Raw genomic sequence first — 18,612 nt, 5'->3', positions numbered from 1 at the left:
CGCCATGAGCGAGACCGTCCTGTTCGATTACTGGCGCTCGTCGGCGAGCTATCGCGTCCGTATTGCGCTCAACATGCTGGGGCAGGAGTTTCGCTCCGTCTCGGTCGACCTGCTGGCCAAGGCGCAGAAGGCGCCCGAGCATCTGGCACGCAATCCGCAGGGGCTGGTGCCGGTGCTCGACATCGACGGCCATGCCTTCACGCAGTCGCTGGCGATCATCGAATATCTCGACGAGACCCGGCATGCGGGTTTCCTGCCGTCCGATCCGTTGGGACGGCAGCGGGTTCGCCAGCTGTCCTATGCCATTGCCATGGAGATCCACGCCGTCTGCAACACCGGCGTCGTCGCCGAGCTGATGCGGATCGCCCCCGATGGCGAGGCGGCGCGCAATGCCTGGATGCAGAAGTTCATCGGCGACGGCCTGGTTGCCTTCGAAAAGCTGCTCGACAATCCGGCCACTGGCGCCTTCTGCCATGGCGACAGCCCGACCATGGCCGACATCTGCCTGGTGCCGCAGGTCTATAATGCCCGGCGCTGGAACGTCGACATTTCGGGCCTTAAGCGGGTGTTGGAGATATCGGGGCGCTGTGAGGGCCTCGAGGCATTTGCCAGGGCGCATCCGGACCGGGCCAAAGGCTGAGATGAAGGCGGTTAGCCCGGAGCGCGAACTACCCCCACCCCTAACCCCTCCCACAAGGGGGAGGGGGACTATGTCAGCTCCATTGCCTTGTCGAGGATGTGACGTAGGTCTCGTGTGGCAGGTGCTTGGCACCAGAATCCCCCTCCCCCTTGTGGGGAGGGGTTAGGGTTGGGGGTAACCTCACACAATCCCGCCCTACCGCGCCCGCCAAGCCTGCGTCCGCTTGATCAGCACCCGCGACAGGAACAGATGGATCAGGCGGGCGGCGGCGTTCGTGTAGAAGATCATCATCGCCATGGCCGCAGCGGGCGCCACGTCGCCGGCGTCGTCCATGTTGAGCACCGCGACCGACGCCAAGGTCGTGTCCTTGGAATAGAGGAACACCACCGCCGACACCGTCGTCATCGCGTTGACGAACATGTAGATCGAGATGTCGAGGATGGCGGGCAGGCAGACCGGCACGGTGACGCGCGCGAACAGCTTGTAGAAGGGCTGCTTGAGCGAGGCCGCCACCGGCTCGAACTCCTGGTCGATCTGCTTGAGCGCGGTCAGCGCGGTCAGGTGTCCCACCGTGTAGAAGTGGGTGATGGTGCAGACCACCAGGATGGTCATGGTGCCATAGATGGCGTGCAGCGGATTGGCCGGGTCGTTGAAGAAGAAGATGTAGGCGAGGCCGAGCACCATGCCGGGCACAGCCATGGGCAGCATGGCCAGGAACTGGAACGCCGTGCGGCCAGAGCGGAAGCCGTCGGTCTTCTCGACCATGTAGGCGCCGACGAAGATGATGACCGTGCCGACGACCGCCGTCAGCGCCGCCAGCCGGATCGAGTTGTAGTAGGAACCCCAGCCGCCGCCGTCCATGCGGTCGAAGGCGAAGTGCTTGAAGCTGAGGCTGAGGTCGTAGGGCCAGAGCTTGACCAGCGCGGCGAACTGGCTGGTCGCCATGATGCCGAGGATGAAGACCGCGATCAGCGAACACCAGGCAAGGCACAATGTGTCGAAGCCGCGGTTGGGCTTGGGCTGATATGGCACCGAGCGCGCCGACAACAGCGCCACCTGCTTCTTGGTCACCATGCGGTCGACGACGAAGGCGGCGATGGCGGGGATGAGCAGGATGACCGAGACCACCGCGCCCATCTCGAAATTCTGCTGGCCGATGACCTGCTTGTAGATGTCGACGGCAAGCACGTTGTACTGGCCGCCGATCACCTTGGGCAGGCCGAAGTCGGTGATGACGAGGGTGAAGACGACGAAGGCCGCCGAGATCAAGCCGTAGCGCGCGCCGGGAATGGTGACCGTCCAGAAGGTGCGCCAGCGGCTGGCGCGCAGCGACGCGGCTGCCTCGTAGTGGCGCTGGTCGGAGATGGCGAGCGCCGTCGAGATGATGATCATCGCATGCGGGAAGGCAAAGAAGATCGAGCCGACGACGATGCCCAATGGGCCGTAGATCGAGGCCCCCATCAGCAGGTCCCTGAGCATGCCCTGGTTGCCGAAGAGATAGATCAGGGCGATGCCGGGCAACAGCGACGGCACCAGGATCGGCACCATGGCGACGAGCTTGAAGGCATCCTTGAAGCGCATGCAGCTGCGGTTCAGCGCATAGGCGAAACCGAAGGCCAGACCCACCGTGACGACGGTGCTGATCAGGGCGATGAAGACCGAGTTCTCGATCGATCGGAACAGCGTCGGCGTCGAGAAATAGGCGGCGTAGTTTTCAAGGCCGAGCGCGCGCGACGGCCGCAGCATCACGCGGCGAAAATCGTTGGAGGTAAACTCCTGCCACTCCGTGCCGGACTGCGGCTTGAGGCCGATCAGGTAGGTGGCGTCGGACGTGGTGCCGCGGATCTTGTATTTCACCGGGCTGCGGAAGCTGAAGTCCGGGAAGAGCGCTGTCGCCTGCAGGCGACCGTCCGCATTGGTGGCAAGCTTGGCCGGCGGCAGGGCGTTGAGCTTCTCGTTCAACGCGGCGGCCGTGATCGCCTCGCCCCAGTTGCCGTCCTTGTCGCTGACCTGGAGCTCGAAAGTGGCGAGGTTGAAGCTGTAGGTCGAGAACGACTTGGACAGCATGATCGCCAGCGGTGCTGCCAGCGCCACCACGAGGTAGAGCGCGATCACCACCATCAGGCCGCGCTTGATCAGTTCGTCGCGGTCGAGTCTCAAGCGGAGTGCGCGGCCGACGGGCAGGGCGGTGTCGATTGCCATCGCCATGTCAGGCGCCCCTGGGGTAGATCAGCAGCCGTTCGGCCGGCAGCTCGACCGTCAGCGCCCCGCCCTGCACCAGCGACAGGCGGCGCGCGGCGTTGATGGAGAAGTCGGCGATCAGCGTCTCGTTGCCCAGCGCATGGCCATGCAGGCGGGTGCGCCAGAACGAACCCAGGAATTCCATTTCGCTGATGGTGACGTCGATGGCGTTGGCGGCAGCACCGTTGGCGAGCGAGCCCGCGGCGTGAGGGATGACGTCCTCCGGACGGATCGCCGCGATGACGGGCGCGCCATCGTCGAAGCCATGCGGTGCGCAGTGGAAACTCGCGGCACCGAAGCCGACGGCGCCTTTGTCAGCCTTCGCCTGGAACTTGTTGGCCTCGCCGATGAAGTCGGCCACGAACAACGTCGCCGGGTGGCGGTAGATCTCGGTCGGCGTGCCGATCTGCTCGATGACGCCGTGGTTCATCACCACGATGCGATCGGCCATCGACAGCGCTTCCTCCTGGTCGTGGGTGACCATGATGGTGGTGACGCCGAGCTTGCGCTGCAGTTCCTTGATCTCGTGGCGCAAATGGGTGCGCACCTTGGCGTCGAGCGCCGACAGCGGCTCGTCGAGCAGCAGAAGGCCGGGTGAAATGGCAATGGCGCGGGCAAGCGCGATGCGCTGCTGCTGGCCGCCGGACAGCTGGGCCGGGTACTTGTTGCCCTGGTCGGGCAGACCGACGAGCTTGAGCAGCTCGTCCACGCGGGCCTCGATCTCGGGGCGCGGGCGCCTGGTGTTCTCGAGGCCGAAGGCGATGTTCCTGGCGATCGTCAGGTTGGGGAACAGCGCGTAGGACTGGAAGACGATGCCGTAGTCGCGCTGCGACGGCGGCAGCGTCGAGACGTCGCGTCCGCCCTGGTGGATCGAGCCGCGCGTCTGCAGGTCGAGGCCGGCGACGGCGCGCAGAAGTGTGGTCTTGCCGCAGCCCGACGGGCCGAGGAAGCAGATGAATTCGCCCTCGCTGATGTCGAGCGAAATATCCTTCAGCGCATGGAAGTCGCCGAAGGCTTTCCAGACGTTTGCGATCTTGAGATAGGCTGGCTTCACGTTCTGGCTGGCGGCGGTCATGGCGCTCACTTCAGTCGGAATTCGCGGCTGCCCGGCGAGGGTTTCGTGTCTCATCGTAACCATCCGGCTTGGGGGCAAGGGTGCGGGCGCAGCACGAGGCGGCGCCCGACTGTCGAGGTGGCGAAGTGTCAGCTCTTCGGCTCGGACTTCGAGTCGTAGCGCTTGGTCCATTCCTCGAGGATGGCATTGCGCTTGTTGGCCGCCCATTCGAAGTCGTTCTTGATCATCTTGGATTCGATGTCGGCGGGCAGGTGCGGCACCGGCTTGGCGACGCCGGGCATGGCGACGACCGCGTAGCCGACGTTGTACATCTCGTTGGCTTTCTTCGAGACCGACCAGTCGAGCAGCGTCTTGGCCGCTTCTTCCTTGGACGTGCCGGCGACGATGGCGGACGCTTCCATGTCCCAGCCGATGCCTTCCTCGGGAATGATGATGTCGATCGGCGCGCCGTCGGCCTTCGACTTGGCGGCGCGGAACTCGAAGGAGATGCCGATCACCGTCTCGCCGGCGGCCGCCATCTTGCACGGCTTGGAGCCGGAATGGGTGTAGGTGGCGACGTTCTGGTGCAAGCCGTCCATATAGGCCCAGCCGTCCTCTTCGCCGAACAGCTGCAGCCAGCTCGATACGTCGAGGTAGCCGGTGCCCGACGATGCGGGGTTCGGCATCACCACACGGCCCTTGTATTCGGGCTTGGTGAGGTCCTTCCAGCTCTTCGGCGCGGTCAGGCCGAGCTTCTGGCCCTCGACGGTGTTGAAGCAGATCGATGCCGCCCAGGCATCCATGCCGACCCAGCTGGGCGGGCTGTCGCTGTCGACGAAATTGGGCTTCAGCTGGTCGGCGCCCTTGGGCGCATAGGCTTCCAGCATGCCTTCCGCCTTGAGAACCAGAAGCGAGGTGGCGGCGAGGCCCCAGACCACGTCGGCCTGCGGGTTGTCCTTCTCGGCGAGCAGCTTGGCGGTGATGACGCCGGTCGAGTCGCGGATGAAGTTGAGCTTGATGTCGGGGTGGTCCTGGTTGAACGTCTCGGCGTAGCGCTTGAGGTCTTCGGCCTCGATGGCCGTGTAGACCGTGAGCTCGGTCTCCGCCCAGGCCGCCGATGACATGAGCATCGTCGCAAAGGCGGCAAGCGCGAAGGTTTTCTTCTGGTTCATTGAAATGGCTCCCATTTGAATCGCTTAGGCACGTTCTGATTGGGAGAGGTCCTGCCGGGTCGCGTTGTCAGCCTGTGCCCGTTTGCGCCTCGTCCATGGTCGATAGTGGGAACGGGGGGTCAATAAGTAAAATCTATTCTTTTTATGATCTGGTAGGCTGAGCTTATGCGATGCACAGGGTTGCGACAGGCGAGTGACAGGGCCGCCGCATGCATGCGCAGCAGTGCTGAAATTCGCACCGGAGGCGCGAAAATACGTCGGGCTGTCAGCCTGAGAAGGCGAGCGCGATCACTCCGCAGGCGACGATCACAGCCGAGACGATGCGCGCCAGCCAGGGCCTTTCGCCAAAGACGAACAGGCCGATGAGGGCGGCGATGATGACGCTGGACTCGCGCACCGCCGATACCGCACCCAGCGGCGCGATGGTCTTGGCGTAAATCACCAGGCCATAAGCGGTGACCGCTCCGAGGCCGCCGATGAAACCCAGCAGGACCGTCTTTCGGTCGATGCTGAGCGGATCGTGGCGCCGCCGGAACAGAACGAACAGTGTCACCGGGAATTCGAGCAGGAACAGCCAGCCCATGTAGCCGAACGGGCTGTCGGACAGGCGCACGCCGATGCCGTCGACGACCGAGTAGGAGGCGATCAGCACGCCGTTGATCGCCGCTGCTCCTACCGCACGCGGATCGGCGTTCGCGGCCCCCCGCTGGAAAGCGAGAAAGGCGATGCCGAAGGTAATGCTCGCAAGCCCGGCCCAGCCCAGCGGCGGCAAGGTTTCGCCGATCAGCACATAGGCGCCGAACGCGACGAGGGCAGGGGCGAGGCCACGGGCGATCGGATAGACCTGGCTGAGGTCGCCCAGCCGATAGGACTGGAACAGAAAGACGTAATAGCCGTAGTGAATGATGGTCGAGAGGAAGATGTAGAGCCAGCTTGCCGGAGAAGGCGGCGTGGCGAACAGTACCAGCGCAACCCCCAGCGTGGCATGGGTCGCAGACACGGCGGCAAGCACGATAGCGCGGTCGGTCGCCGCCTTGACGACGGCGTTCCAGCTCGCATGCAGGAAGGCCGCCACCAGCACGATGGTGAGTGCGAAACCGGACATGCGATCAGGCTTTCGCAGAGGGCAGTCGAAGAAGGGAAGAGGGCGACATGCCAGTCGGAGACGCCCTGACAGTCCGCATCAACATTTCCCCTCCACGCAAATGAGGGAGCGCAAGGCCCCCTCATCGAACTCATCTGATTTGCCGGCTCAAGACAAGTGGCTCAAGCCCAGGGCAAAGAGAAGGTCTTGACGTTGGTGAAGCTTTTCATCGCTTCGATGACGCCTTCCTTGTAGCCGTTGCCAGAGTCCTTGATCCCGCCAAATGGCGACATCTCGATGCGATATCCGGGGACTTCCCAGATATTCACGGTGCCGACTTGCAGGCCGGCGATGTATTTCTGCATGCGGCGGAAGTCGTTGGTGCAGACGCCCGACGACAGGCCGAAGGCGGTGGAGTTGGAGAGCGCGATCAGCTCGTCGTCATTGTCTGGCGCGCGCACGATCGGGATGATCGGGCCGAAGGTCTCCTCCATGACCAGTTCCGAGGTGTGCGGCACGCGGTCGACGACGATCGGCGGCAGCAGGGCACCCTTGCGGCCGGGGTCATAAAGCACTTCCGCGCCCTGCTCGGCGGCCATGTAGACGCGCTTTTCGAAGAGGGTCGCGGCCTTTTCGTGCACCACGGTGCCGAGGTCGGTCGAGCGGTCCATCGGGTCGCCGAACCTGAGCTTCTTCGCCCGCTCGAGCACCATCGGCACGAAGCGGTCGGCGACGCTCTCCTGGCACAGGATGCGCTTGACCGCCGTGCAGCGCTGGCCGGAGTTCTTGGTGGCACCGGCAACGGCGAGATCGGCCGCCTTGGCGAGGTCGTCGTCGGAGAGATCGTTGAGGATGATCAGCGGGTCGTTTCCGCCGAGCTCCAGCACCTGGCGCTTGTAGCCGGCGGTGCGGGCGATCAGCTTGCCCACCGGCACGCCGCCGGTGAAGGTGATCAGCTCGATGTTGTCGTTGGTGATCATCTCGGCGCCGATGTCGGCGGGCATGCCGGTGACGACCGACAGCATCTCCGGCGGCAGGCCGGCCTCGTAGAGGATGTCGGCCAGGATCAGCGCCGTCATCGGCGTGAGCTCCGTCGGCTTCACCACCACGCAGTTGTTGGTGGCAATCGCCGGCGCCACCTTGTGGGCAACCATGTTGAGCGGGTGGTTGAACGGCGTGATCGCCGAGATCGCCCTGAGCGGCTCGCGCGTGGTGAAGATCTTGCGCGCCTTGCCGTGCGGGGTCAGGTCGCAGGAGAAGATCTGGCCGTCGTCCTGGATGCACATCTGCGCCGACAGCGTGAACACGTCATAGGCGCGGCCGACCTCGTAGAGGGAGTCGGCCTTGGAGATGCCGAGTTCCAGCGTGATGACGTCGGAGATCTCCTCCTTGCGCGCGGCCAGGGCTTCTGCGGTGCGGAACAGGATCTGCTGGCGCTCGTAGCGCGTCAGCTTCGGCTTGTAGTTGGCCGCGATCTCGAAGGCCTGGCGGGCGTGCTCGGCACGCCCCGCCGGCACCGTGCCGATGACGGCATCGGTGTAGGGATAGTGGACGTTGACGACGCCCTCGGCATCGACCTTGCGTCCGGCGATGCGCATCGGCTCGTGTCGGACTTTTATGGAAGTTTCGATTTTGGTCATTGGTTCTGCTCCAGCGGGTCGGCGGGCACGGTGGCACAAGAAGCGGTCGACCCCCACTCCGGCCCTTCGGGCCACCTCTCCCCCGTTCGACGGGGGAGAGGAACGCTGCCCGTCAACTCGGCGCAGGCCTCTGCGCGACAGTATGTCGGACAACGAACGTCCGGCGCCTTTCCTCTCCCCCGTCGAGCGGGGGAGAGGTGCCGAGCGTAGCGAGGCGGAGTGGGGGTCGACATGAAGGTCAGGCCAGCGCTGCCGCCATGGCGGCGTAGTAGAACGCATCGAAGTTGCGCAGGACCGGCTCGTTCGGCAGCGTCGGCAGCTTGCGGTTGACGATGAACGGAACCGCCTGCTCGGTCAGCCCGCCATGCGAGCGCAGCGGCTCGTTGAGGGCGGCGAGGTCATGGCGATGCTCGCTGGTGCCGATCGTCTTGTTCTCCGAGGACACCAGCACGATATCGCCGATGCGGTCGGAGGGCAGTTCGAAGCGTTCGCAGGCGGTGGCGTTGTCGATGACCACATCGATGCCGTCGATGGCGGCGAGGCGCTTCATGATGTCGGCCTGGTCGGCGCCCTCGGGCAGGTAGGCGGTGGCGAACGAGCCCAGCGCGCCGTGATGGACGACGTAGGGGTCGGTGATCGGCAGGATGACGCGGGCGGCGTCCTTGCCCAGCCACTCATCGAGCACGTCCTGGACATAGACCACGTCGGGCGAACCGTCGGCCTTGTGCTTGGGCTTCATGCCGTGGTCGGCGGTGATCACGATGGCGGCACCCAGCGCGTCGAATTCGCCGAGATACTTGTCGAACATCTCGTAGAAGGCGTTGGCCTGCGGCACCCCGGGCGCATATTTGTGCTGCACGTAGTCAGTGGTGGTCAGGTACATCACGTCGGGACGGAATTCCTTGAGCAGCTTGACGCCGGCGGCAAAGACGAACTCCGACAGTTCGGCCGAATAGACTTCCGGCACCGGCTTGCCGAGCCAGGCGGAGGCATTGTCGATACCGTGTTCGGCCTTGGTCGAAACGTCAGACTTCTCCGACGAGAAGCAGATGGCGCGGCCTTCGTCGAACTTCAGGCCGCTGCCGAGAAGGGCGCGCAGCTTGTCCTTGGCGGTGACGACCGCAACCCGAGCGCCGGCGTCGTAGAAGGCCTGGAAGACGGTCGGCGCGCGCAGGAAGCGCGGATCGTTCATCATCACTTCCTTGCCGGTCTCGCGCTCGTAGAGATAGTTGCCGCAGATGCCGTGGACTGCAGGCGGACGGCCGGTGGCGATCGACAGATTGTTCGGGTTGGTGAAGCTCGGGATGACCGAGTGGGCGGTACGCTCGGTGCCCTTGGCGCGGACCTTCACCAGGTTCGGCATCAGGCCAGCCTTGATCGCCTCGTCGAGATAGGCCGGCTCGCAGCCGTCGAGGCAGATGGCAATCGCCGGCACGCGCGGCCACTCGTAGCTGCGGCCGTTGGCGCTGACGTTGATCGTGGTCATCTTGTTCATGGAGGAAGGTCCTTTGTAATCTTCTTGTTGTCAGGCGGCGAGCTTGGCGCGCTCGGCGATTGCGGCGGCAGGCGGAGCAGCCGTATCGACGCCCATTTCACGCAGCGACTGGCCGGCGGCGTCGACCACCTTGCGCATGACGTGTTCGTCCATCCGCCCGATGCAACCGACGCGGAAGCTGTCCACCACCGTCAGCTTACCCGGATAAATGATGAAGCCCTTTTCCTTCATCAGCTCGTAGAAGCGGTCGAAGGCGAAGTCCGGATGGGCCGGGCAGAAGAAGGTGACGATGATCGGCGACAGCCAGCGGTCCTTGAGCAGCGTCTCGAAGCCGAGTTCGCGCATGCCTGCCACCATCACGTCGCGATTGCGGATGTAGCGAGCGCCTCGGCCGGCGACGCCGCCTTCTGCCTCATGCTGGCGCAGCGCCTCGAGGAAGGCGGCAACCACATGCGTCGGCGGCGTGTAGCGCCACTGGCCGGTCTTGTTCATGTGCGCCCACTGGGCGTGAACGTCGAGGCTGAGCGAATGGCTGCGGCCCTTGGCGGCTTCGAGCTCGCTCTTGCGGGCGATGATGAAGCCGAAGCCGGGCACACCTTCGATGCACTTGTTGGCGGAGGACACCATCGCCTCGTAGCGGATATCGCTGACGTTGAGCGGGATGGCGCCGAAGGCGCTCATCGAGTCGACCAGGAACTTGCGACCCTTGGCGTAGACCACCTCGGAAATCTCGGCGACCGGGTTGAGGATGCCGGAGCTGGTTTCGCAGTGGACCAGGACGACGTGGGTGATGGCAGGGTCTGCGTCCAGCGCCTTGGCAACCTCGTCGCCGCGCGGCGGCATGTAGTCGCCCTTGTCGATGGCGACATGGTCGCGGCCGAGATAGCCAAGCGTCTGGACGATGCGCTGGCCATAGGCGCCGTTGACCAGCACCAGCGCCTTGCCGTCACGCGGCACGAAGGAGCCGAGCATCGCTTCCACGGCGAAAGTGCCCGAGCCCTGCATCGGCACGCAGTCGAACTCGTTGTTGGCGTCGCCGAGCATGGCGAGCAGGCGCTGGCGCATCTCCGCCGTCATCGCCCGGAAGTCGCCGTCCCATGAGCCCCAATCGCGCAGCATCGCCTGCTTGACGGCATAGGAGGTGGTCAGCGGCCCGGGGGTGAGCAGGTAGGGCTCGCCCAATGCCGGAGCAGGGAAGGGGGCCGGAGCAGGGAAGGGGGCCGGAGCCGCAAGCTTATGTTCGGACAGCATTTTCGTCTCCTCGCCGTCATCCTGAAATTGCCTATGGCTCACCTTGGAATCCCCTGATCCATATGTACAATCGTTATTTCGTATCCAATGATAAGTCTGAGTGATGATGTTCGAATGACAGTCGCGAATCCGCTCAGGCTGTCTTGGCAAGCCGGCTTTCGAGCAGGTCGCCGCTCTGGGTCAGGATCGGATAGGCGACCGAGACCAGCAGCGAATTGAACTCCTTCAGCGCCCGCACAGCTTCGAGGTGGATGTCGCTGGTCTCGATGCTTTGCGGCGTGCCCGACTGCAGCCGCTTGAGGTGGCGTTCGTGGCTGTCACGCTCCAACTTGCGCATGCGTTCCTTCTCCACCACCAGCTGGCGAGCCGCCTCGAGGTCACCTGAAACAAGCACGTTCATGGCGATCTGCATGTTGGCCAGCACCTGGTCGTGCAGGGCTGTCAGCTCCGACCAGCCTTCGCGCGAGAAACTCAGCCTCTTGTCGCTCTTCTCCTCGGCCAGCACCAGGAGGTTTTTGGCGATGATGTCGCCGGCATGTTCGAGATTGATGGCGAGGTCGGTGAGCTCGATGCCGCGTCGCGCCTCGTCCTGGCTCATCGTGCCGCGATTGACCTCGGCGATGTAGAGCTTGATGTCGGTGTGGGCGCGGTTGACCTCCTCGTCGAGCCGGCGCAGCTGCGCCACGCGCGCCTTGTCGCCGCTCTCGAACAGCTCCATCACGGGCCGCAGCATGATCTCCACCGTCTCGGCCATGCGCAGCACCTCGCGGGTAGCGCTGGCGAGCGCGACGCTCGGCATCTTGATGACGGTGCGGTCGAGCGCGCTCTTGCGGCGCGACATCAGGTCGAATGCCTCCCCGCCCGCCGGTGCATCGGGCAGGATCAGCCGCGCCAGCCTTTCCATCGCCGTGGTGAAGGGCAGGCAGGCGACCAGCAGCGCAAGGTTGAAGGCGAGGTGCAGGTTGACGACCTGGCGCGCAGCATTCTCGCCGAACCATGACATCGGCAAGTTTGCGACCTGCAGGCCGAGCAGGATCACGACGGCAGCCGTCGCCCGGAAGATCAGGTTGCCGAGCGGGACGCGCCGCGCCTCGATTGCCTGGCCGCGGGTCAGCCCGACGGCGACAAGCCCGGCGCCGAGATTGACGCCGAGGATCATCGGCAACGCGACCTCGGCCGGCAGCACGCCCTGGGCCGCCATCGACATGAACAAAAGCACCGAGGCGACGCTGGAGTGGATCAGCCAGGTGAACAGGGCTGCGGCGCCGAAGGCCGTCACCGGATCGCCGCGCAGATAGTCGACCGCCATCGGCAGGAGCGAGCTGTGGCGCATGGGTGCCGTGGCCTCGCCAACCATGCGCAGCGAGATCAGGATGAAGGCGATGCCGAGCAGCGTTCGCCCCGTCTGCTTGACGATGCGCGCTTCTACCTTGAGGAACATCGTAGCGCCGGCAAACAGCAGCAGCGGCACCAGCCAGCTGAGATCGAAGGACAGCGCCTGCACCACAAATGCCGAGCCGACATCGGCGCCAAGCATGACGGCGAGCCCGCCCGAGACGGTCATGACACCGGTCGCCGCGAAACCTGCGGCGAGTACGGCAACCGCGGTTGCGCTCTGCAGCATGACGGCGAGCACGGTGCCGGCCGCAGCCGCCCGCATCCGGCCCCTGGTTGCGCCGCGCAGCGCCTCGCGCAGCAATGCGCCATGCGCCCGCTCGACCCCGGTGCGCACCATGCGCACGGCCCAGAGCAGCAGCATGATGGCGCCGGCCAGCTGCAGAAGGACATAAAGAAGGTGCATTGGCCGTGACTCCCGTCGCGCGGCGCGCAAGGGTGGCGCCTGCCTCATCCTCGGCATGGCAAGCCATAAATCAAATCGTTAGTTTCTATATTTCTATCGGTAGCGTTTATTGATACTCTGCCGCAACGTCAGGGGGTTTACCCCCACCCCTAACCCCTCCCCACAAGGGGGAGGGGGACTTCTGTCACCCGTGTTGCCAATGTCCTCGACGTTCGGCGCTGGCGGCAGCGAAATTCCCCTCCCCCTTGTGGGGAGGGGTTAGGGGTGGGGGTACTACCTGCTGGCGCAATCCAGGACAGGTGCGAAGCGGCTTTTCGCCCGGGATCACCTATCCACGCTAGGGAGCAGGCATGCGGTACGTACAGCTCAGGGCTTTTCACTATGTCGCGGTGTGCGGCGGCTTTTCGCGGGCCGCCGAGATGCTGTTCCTCACCCAGCCGGCGATTTCCGACCAGGTGCGCAAGCTGGAGGAAGAGTATGACGTGCTCCTGTTCAACCGCCACAAGAAGCAGGTGACGCCGACAGAGGCCGGAAACAAGCTGCTCGAGATCACCCGCCGCATGTTCGACACCGAGCAGCAGGCGCTGGAGCTTTTGTCGGAATCGCGCGCCCTGCGTTCGGGCACGCTGCGCATCGTGGCGGATGCCGCCCACCACCTGCTGCATATCCTCGGCCAGTTCCGGCAGAAATATCCGGGCATCCAGGTCTCGGTCCGCGCCGGCAACACCGAGACGGTCATTTCCAGTCTCTACAGCTACGAGGCCGACATCGGCGTGCTCGGCGAGATCCCCACCGGCCGCGACTTCGAGGTGGTGAAGCTGAACTCGACGCCGGTCGTCGCCTTCGTCTCGACCGATCATCCGATGGCCAGGGCCAAGTCGCTGTCGCTGCACGAACTGTCCCTGCTTCCGCTTGTCATGCGCGAGCGCGGCTCGAAGACGCGCGCCAAGCTGGAGGATCTCGCGTCCAAGGAAGGCTTCCAGTTCAAGCCGGCGATCGAGGCAGAGGGGCGCGAGGCGGTGCGCGAGATCGTGGCGTCCGGTGCCGGCGTCGGTTTCGTCTCGGCCGCCGAGTTCGGCCAGGACGCCCGGCTGGTGCAGATCCCGATCGCGGCACCCGAGATGCTGATGGACGAGGCGCTCATCTGCCTGCGCGAACGCAGCGGTGGCAAGCTGGTGCGGGTCTTCCTCGACATCGCCAGGTCGATGGCGACGGGGTGAGCACAGGCCAAGCGGGCAGCCATCGTCTCCGCCGTCGCTCAGCGACGCTTCTCGATGATCTGGATGAAGCGCGCGAACAGCTCGGCCTGCGAGTTGATGCCGAGCTTGCGATGGATGTTGCGGCGGTGGACCTTGACGGTGCCCGGGGCGACGCCGAGCGAGCGGGCGATGGATTCGGTCGAATGGCCCTGCAGCACCATGTCGACGACATGCATCTCGCGCACGGTGAGCGAAAGGCTCTCCCAGATATGCGTCCGGTCGAACTCGTTGACAGGCGCCGGCGCGTTTTTTTCCGCCGGTGCGGGCTGTTCCGTTTCCGGCAGTTCCGGCCAGCGCTGGCGGCAGAGTTCGATGACCAGCGGCGCCATGTCGCGCAGCTTGCGCGCGTCGGCCGTGCCGAACGGTCCCGATGCCTTCAGCCGCATCAGCGACAGCACCACCGCATCCTTGCCGGGCAGCGGCACGAAGAAGCCCACCTCCTCGGCGAGTTTCGTCTGGCTGTAGTAGGAGCGGAAATATTCGCTCGCATAGAACCGGTCGGGCGCCAGTTCCCGCATCCGCCAGAAGCCTTCCTTGCGCTCGACCGCCGCGTGGTGGAACGGATCGAGCAGGTAGGGCCCCTCCTGATAGAGGGCGACGAAGACGTGGCTTTCGCTGGGCGAAAACGTCTCGAACAGCATCGGCGGGCGCGCTGCCCCGCGATAGCCGAAGACCACGCAATGGTCGAAGGACACATGCCGGCTTAGCCAGGCGACCAGCGCCTCGCCGAAGCGATCGCCACTGGCCTCCCGGGTCGCGGCGACCACCGCCGCCAGGTCGCCGAAATCGTCGCCACGGGAGGTTCGTCCTTTCAACGTGATACCACTCCATTTCGATAAATAGCACCGATATACCACCTGTGAGGTATATACTAGGCAGGATTTTCTGCTAGCGTTCGGGGCAGTGACGCCGTTTGCGCCCTGGAGGCAGCCGATTGACCGCAGCGCCCGTTCCCGACATCGAGTTTCGCGGAGTCGCCAAGCGCTATGGCGCCGTCACCGCCGTCAGCGGCGTCGACCTATCGATCCCGCCGGCAGCCTTCGTGGCCCTGCTTGGCCCGTCGGGCTGCGGCAAGACGACCTGCCTGCGCATGATCGGGGGGTTCGAGCAGCCGAGCGAGGGCAAGGTCCTCATCCGCGGCCAGGACATGGCGGGCACGCCGCCCTATCGGCGCCCGGTCAACATGGTCTTCCAGCAATATGCACTGTTTCCGCATCTCGACGTGGAGGACAACGTCTCCTACGGCCTGCGCCAGCAGCGGCCGCGCCTGTCGGCACGCGAGATAAGCCGACGGGCTGGCGACGCCCTGGCGATGGTCCAGCTCGCCGGCTACGGCCGCCGCAAGATCCACGAACTCTCGGGCGGACAGCAGCAGCGCGTGGCGCTGGCGCGGGCACTGGTCAACAAGCCGGCCGTGCTGCTCCTCGACGAGCCGCTGGCCGCGCTCGACAAGAAGCTGCGCACCAACATGCAGATCGAACTGCAGAACCTGCAGCGCGAGCTGGGCATCACCTTCGTGCTGGTCACCCACGACCAGGAAGAAGCGCTTTCGATGAGCGATTTCGTCTGCGTGATGAACCGCGGCGGCATCGTCCAGGTCGGCACGCCGAGCGAAATCTACCATGAGCCGGCAGACCTCTTCGTCGCCGACTTCGTGGGCAAGACCAACCTCCTGAGCGGCAACGTGGCCGGCCGCTCCGGCGACCTCTTCGAGGTCAAGCTTGCCGACGGATCTGTCATCCCCGCGCGCAGCCGCAACGAACTCGCGGGCGGCGAAGCCGTCTCGATCAGCCTGCGGCCCGAGGCGTTGCGCCTCGGGCCGCAGGGACAGGGCGGGATCACGGGTATCGTACGCAACCGCATCTTCCTCGGTTCCGTGGCCGAATACGCCATCGAGGTTCCGGCGATCGGCACGCTGCTCGCCACCGCCGACCAGCAGTTCGGGCAGGTCGACCTATTCGAGCCGGGCGAGCCCGTCGCCATCGGCTTTGCACCGGGAGCGCCGCTGGCGTTCGCGGGCGCAAGAGACAACGGGCCAAAACAGAGGGAAACGAAAAATGTCGAAATCGTATCGTGACGGCCAGCCCGTCACAACGGAGGAATTTGTCCATCAGCTCATGCGCCTGAAGCGCGGCTCGATCGGCCGGCGCGACTTCCTGGGCCTGACCGGGCTCGGCATCGCCACCGCCGTTCTCGGCCGTGAGCTCGGCCTGTCGCCGACGCCGGCGCGCGCCGCCGAAAACCTCGGCGACCGCATGTCCATCGCCACCTGGCCCAACTACCACGACCCCGCGACCTTCGAGAACTTCACCAAGGAGACGGGCGTCGCCGTCGAGGTCAACGTGTTCGGCTCGAACGAGGAGATGCTCGCCAAGCTGCAGGCCGGCGGCTCGGGCTGGAGCCTGTTCGTGCCGACCAACTACACGATCTCGACCTACAAGAAGCTCGACCTCATCGATCCGCTCGACATGGCCAAGCTCACCAATTTCGACGCCAAGTCGGAGGATACACGCTTCACCGCCGAAGGCGCGATCGACGGCGTCGTCTATGCGGTGCCGAAGAACTGGGGCACCACCGGATTCGCCGTGAACACCAAGAAGCTGACGAAGCCGATAACTACCTGGAAGGAATTCTGGGACACGGCCATGGCCGAAGGCGAAGGCCGCACGATGGTGCACGACTACCAGCTCACCACCATCGGCAATGCGCTCAAATATTTCGGCTTCTCGTTCAACTCGCTGAAGCCGGACGAACTCGCCAAGGCAGAGGAGCTGCTCATCAAGGTCAAGCCGCATCTTTTCGCGGTCTCCAGCGACTACCAGCCGCCTATGCGCGCGAACGACGCCTGGATGACCATGTGCTGGACCAATGACGGTGCCCAGCTCAACCGCGACATCCCCGAAATCGCCTATGTGCTCGGCAAGGAAGGCGGCGAGATCTGGACCGACTTCTACGCCATTCCCAAGGATGCTCCGAACAAGCCCGCCGGCTACGCGCTGCTCAACCACCTGATGAACCCGCAGGTCGCGGTCAAGGAGCATCTCGCCAATGGCGCGCCGTCCACCGACGCCCGCGTCAACGCGCTGCTTCCCAAGGAAGTGTTGGACAACCCGATCCTCTATCCGGCGGCCGATCTGCTGACGCCGCTCGAGTTCGGTGCCGCGGCGACGCTGACCGACCCGGCGCGGGCCGAACTGATGGCCCGTTTCAAGTCGGCCTGAGCCGGCGAGATCGAAAAAACCAACTCCGCCGACGGCCGCGCCCGAGTGCGCGCCGTCGGACCCTGGAGCCGTCCGGATGCAGCCGAGCGCCTTTCGCCATAAATTGCTGACCGCCCTGCTGCTCGCGCCGGCCACGGCGTGGCTGGTCGTGTTCCTTGTGCTGCCCTTCGTCGCCATCGTCGTCTTCAGCGTCGGCGAAAGGGCGCCGGAAGGCGGCTACCAGGCCGCCCTGACCTTGGCGCAATACGCAAACCTGCCGGCTCGTGCCACCGCCTTCTGGAACACGCTGATCCTCGCCCCGGTCGGGGCCTTCGCCTGCCTGCTCGTCGCCTATCCGGTGGCCTACTACATTGCCTTGCGAGTGCCGGAACGCTGGCGCCTCGTCCTGCTTGCGCTGATCGTCATCCCGTTCTGGACGAGCCTCCTGATCCGCACCTATGCCTGGATGTATCTGCTGGGCGGCCGTGGCATTCCGGCGCTGCTCTCCTATGTCGGCATCGAGGACCTACGGCTCATCAACACGCCGGGCGCCGTGCTGCTCGGCATCGTCTACGGCTACCTGCCGCTGATGATCCTGCCGATCTATGTCAGCCTCGAACGGCTCGACCGAAGGCTGCTGGAGGCTTCGGCCGACCTCGGCGCCACCCCTTTGTCGACCTTCTTCGGGGTCACGCTCAGGCTCTCGCTGCCGGGCGTGATGACCGGCTTCTCGCTCGTCATGATCCTGCTTCTCGGCGAATATCTCATCCCGACGCTGCTGGGCGGCGGCAAGGTCTTCTTCATCGGCAATGCGCTGGTGGACCTGTTCCTGCAGTCGCGCAACTGGCCGTTCGGCTCGGCCATCGCGGTAACCCTGGTGCTTGTCTCGGTGATCGTCCTGGTCATCGCAAACCGCGTTTCGGCCCGCTACTCGGGCGCCCGCCAGGTGGACCTTATCTGATGCGTGCCTTCATCGTCGCGGTCTTCGCCTTCCTGTATCTGCCGATCGCGCTGGTCGTGCTGTTTTCCTTCAACGCGGGCCGGCATGCGAGCGAACTCACCGGGCTTTCGACCCAGTGGTACGGCAAGGCCCTTGCCAACCCGTTCCTGATGGAAGCGCTCAGGAACAGCCTGTTCATTGCCACCACCAGCGCCTCGCTCGCGGCGGTGTTCGGCACTGCCGCCGCGCTCGGTCTTGCCCGCGTCGGCATCAGGACGCGCACCGTATTCGACGTGCTCTTAGGCGCCGCCATCGTGGTGCCGGGCGTCGTCATCGGCATTTCCACGCTCGTCGCGCTGGTGCAATTGTTTGCAGTGGTCAATCCGTTCCTCGCCTCGGTCTGGCCCGGAAGCGAGCCGCCACGCCTCGCGCTAGGCTACGGTTCGATCATCGCCGCGCACGGCCTGTTCTCGATGGCGCTGGTGACGATGATCGTGCGTACCCGCCTGGGCAGCCTCGACCGCAACCTGGTGGAAGCGTCGAGCGACCTCTACGCCACGCCGCTGACCACCTTCCGGTCGATCGTCCTGCCGCAGATCATGCCCGCGATCCTGGCCGGCTTCCTGCTCGCCTTCACCTTCTCCTTCGACGATTTCATCATCGCCTTCTTCGTCGCGGGCGCCCAGACGACGCTGCCCATCTACGTTTTTGCCTCCATCCGTCGCGGCGTGACCCCCGAAATCAACGCCATCGCCACCATCGTGCTCTGCGCCTCAGTGCTGATCGTGGCGGCGGCGCAGCTCCTGCTGCGCAAGCGCAAACCCTCCCACTGAAA

The 18,612-nt window shown here is 64.9% G+C and carries 15 protein-coding genes; 6 read left to right on the top strand and 9 right to left on the bottom strand.

Annotated elements, in window-relative coordinates; genetic code table 11:
* The first annotated feature begins 4 nt into the window (after positions 1 to 4).
* Positions 5 to 640, top strand: a complete 636-nt coding sequence (maiA, locus tag PV773_RS20360) for a maleylacetoacetate isomerase (protein WP_347968110.1) — start codon at positions 5 to 7, stop codon at positions 638 to 640.
* A 195-nt stretch (positions 641 to 835) separates the two neighbouring features.
* On the opposite strand, the gene PV773_RS20355 is transcribed toward maiA, so the two are convergent.
* The 8 genes from PV773_RS20355 to PV773_RS20320 all read right to left on the bottom strand — a co-directional run bounded on the left by PV773_RS20355 (position 836) and on the right by PV773_RS20320 (position 12,378).
* Positions 836 to 2,848, bottom strand: coding sequence for a putative 2-aminoethylphosphonate ABC transporter permease subunit (locus PV773_RS20355; RefSeq protein ID WP_347968109.1), 2,013 nt, complete (start codon positions 2,846 to 2,848; stop codon positions 836 to 838).
* Between the two features lies 1 nt (position 2,849).
* A complete protein-coding gene (locus PV773_RS20350; protein WP_347968108.1) occupies positions 2,850 to 4,010 on the bottom strand; it encodes a putative 2-aminoethylphosphonate ABC transporter ATP-binding protein in 1,161 nt (386 codons plus the stop codon).
* Positions 4,011 to 4,084: 74 nt separating this feature from the next.
* A complete protein-coding gene (locus tag PV773_RS20345; protein WP_347968107.1) occupies positions 4,085 to 5,107 on the bottom strand; it encodes a putative 2-aminoethylphosphonate ABC transporter substrate-binding protein in 1,023 nt (340 codons plus the stop codon).
* 265 nt (positions 5,108 to 5,372) lie between these two features.
* A complete protein-coding gene (locus PV773_RS20340; protein ID WP_347968106.1) occupies positions 5,373 to 6,212 on the bottom strand; it encodes a DMT family transporter in 840 nt (279 codons plus the stop codon).
* A 161-nt stretch (positions 6,213 to 6,373) separates the two neighbouring features.
* A complete protein-coding gene (gene phnY, locus PV773_RS20335; RefSeq protein WP_347968105.1) occupies positions 6,374 to 7,831 on the bottom strand; it encodes a phosphonoacetaldehyde dehydrogenase in 1,458 nt (485 codons plus the stop codon).
* Between the two features lie 238 nt (positions 7,832 to 8,069).
* The gene (gene phnA / locus PV773_RS20330) at positions 8,070 to 9,326 is read right to left on the bottom strand and encodes a phosphonoacetate hydrolase (protein WP_347968104.1); all 1,257 of its coding nucleotides are present in this window, start codon (positions 9,324 to 9,326) and stop codon (positions 8,070 to 8,072) included.
* 30 nt (positions 9,327 to 9,356) lie between these two features.
* Complete coding sequence (locus PV773_RS20325; RefSeq protein ID WP_347968103.1) at positions 9,357 to 10,577, bottom strand: 2-aminoethylphosphonate--pyruvate transaminase; 1,221 nt, start codon at positions 10,575 to 10,577, stop codon at positions 9,357 to 9,359.
* A gap of 133 nt (positions 10,578 to 10,710) precedes the next feature.
* Entirely contained in the window at positions 10,711 to 12,378 is a 1,668-nt protein-coding gene (locus tag PV773_RS20320) for a Na/Pi cotransporter family protein (protein WP_347968102.1), read from the bottom strand.
* Positions 12,379 to 12,728: 350 nt separating this feature from the next.
* Here PV773_RS20320 and PV773_RS20315 point away from each other — a divergent pair, with 350 nt between their 5' ends.
* Positions 12,729 to 13,598, top strand: coding sequence for a LysR substrate-binding domain-containing protein (locus tag PV773_RS20315; protein WP_347968101.1), 870 nt, complete (start codon positions 12,729 to 12,731; stop codon positions 13,596 to 13,598).
* A gap of 38 nt (positions 13,599 to 13,636) precedes the next feature.
* Here the strand turns inward: PV773_RS20315 and PV773_RS20310 are convergent, their stop codons facing one another.
* Complete coding sequence (locus PV773_RS20310) at positions 13,637 to 14,452, bottom strand: helix-turn-helix transcriptional regulator (protein WP_347968100.1); 816 nt, start codon at positions 14,450 to 14,452, stop codon at positions 13,637 to 13,639.
* 119 nt (positions 14,453 to 14,571) lie between these two features.
* Between PV773_RS20310 and PV773_RS20305 the strand changes: the two genes are divergently transcribed.
* The 4 genes from PV773_RS20305 to PV773_RS20290 all read left to right on the top strand — a co-directional run bounded on the left by PV773_RS20305 (position 14,572) and on the right by PV773_RS20290 (position 18,610).
* Complete coding sequence (locus tag PV773_RS20305; RefSeq protein WP_347968099.1) at positions 14,572 to 15,714, top strand: ABC transporter ATP-binding protein; 1,143 nt, start codon at positions 14,572 to 14,574, stop codon at positions 15,712 to 15,714.
* A complete protein-coding gene (locus tag PV773_RS20300; RefSeq protein ID WP_347968098.1) occupies positions 15,695 to 16,858 on the top strand; it encodes a spermidine/putrescine ABC transporter substrate-binding protein in 1,164 nt (387 codons plus the stop codon). Before PV773_RS20305 ends, PV773_RS20300 begins: the two co-directional genes overlap by 20 nt.
* A gap of 76 nt (positions 16,859 to 16,934) precedes the next feature.
* Positions 16,935 to 17,798: an ABC transporter permease gene (locus PV773_RS20295; RefSeq protein WP_347968097.1), complete on the top strand. Its 864-nt coding sequence runs from the start codon at positions 16,935 to 16,937 to the stop codon at positions 17,796 to 17,798.
* A complete protein-coding gene (locus PV773_RS20290) occupies positions 17,798 to 18,610 on the top strand; it encodes an ABC transporter permease (RefSeq protein ID WP_347968096.1) in 813 nt (270 codons plus the stop codon). The genes PV773_RS20295 and PV773_RS20290 overlap by 1 nt, the downstream gene beginning before the upstream one ends.
* The last annotated feature ends 2 nt before the right edge of the window (positions 18,611 to 18,612 follow it).

This window comes from Mesorhizobium sp. CC13 (assembly GCF_039907765.1).
GTDB lineage: Bacteria > Pseudomonadota > Alphaproteobacteria > Rhizobiales > Rhizobiaceae > Aminobacter.
The sequence above is the reverse complement of the archived record's forward strand: the minus strand, read 5'-3'. Positions and strand labels throughout refer to the sequence as shown.

Bases quoted from the DNA above. Each gene is read 5' to 3' on its own strand.
- maiA (WP_347968110.1), top strand. From the start codon at position 5: ATGAGCGAGACCGTCCTGTTCGATTACTGGCGCTCGTCGGCGAGCTAT.
- PV773_RS20355 (WP_347968109.1), bottom strand. From the start codon at position 2,848: ATGGCGATGGCAATCGACACCGCCCTGCCCGTCGGCCGCGCACTCCGC.
- PV773_RS20350 (WP_347968108.1), bottom strand. From the start codon at position 4,010: ATGAGACACGAAACCCTCGCCGGGCAGCCGCGAATTCCGACTGAAGTG.
- PV773_RS20345 (WP_347968107.1), bottom strand. From the start codon at position 5,107: ATGAACCAGAAGAAAACCTTCGCGCTTGCCGCCTTTGCGACGATGCTC.
- PV773_RS20340 (WP_347968106.1), bottom strand. From the start codon at position 6,212: ATGTCCGGTTTCGCACTCACCATCGTGCTGGTGGCGGCCTTCCTGCAT.
- phnY (WP_347968105.1), bottom strand. From the start codon at position 7,831: ATGACCAAAATCGAAACTTCCATAAAAGTCCGACACGAGCCGATGCGC.
- phnA (WP_347968104.1), bottom strand. From the start codon at position 9,326: ATGAACAAGATGACCACGATCAACGTCAGCGCCAACGGCCGCAGCTAC.
- PV773_RS20325 (WP_347968103.1), bottom strand. From the start codon at position 10,577: ATGCTGTCCGAACATAAGCTTGCGGCTCCGGCCCCCTTCCCTGCTCCG.
- PV773_RS20320 (WP_347968102.1), bottom strand. From the start codon at position 12,378: ATGCACCTTCTTTATGTCCTTCTGCAGCTGGCCGGCGCCATCATGCTG.
- PV773_RS20315 (WP_347968101.1), top strand. From the start codon at position 12,729: ATGCGGTACGTACAGCTCAGGGCTTTTCACTATGTCGCGGTGTGCGGC.
- PV773_RS20300 (WP_347968098.1), top strand. From the start codon at position 15,695: ATGTCGAAATCGTATCGTGACGGCCAGCCCGTCACAACGGAGGAATTT.
- PV773_RS20295 (WP_347968097.1), top strand. From the start codon at position 16,935: ATGCAGCCGAGCGCCTTTCGCCATAAATTGCTGACCGCCCTGCTGCTC.
- PV773_RS20290 (WP_347968096.1), top strand. From the start codon at position 17,798: ATGCGTGCCTTCATCGTCGCGGTCTTCGCCTTCCTGTATCTGCCGATC.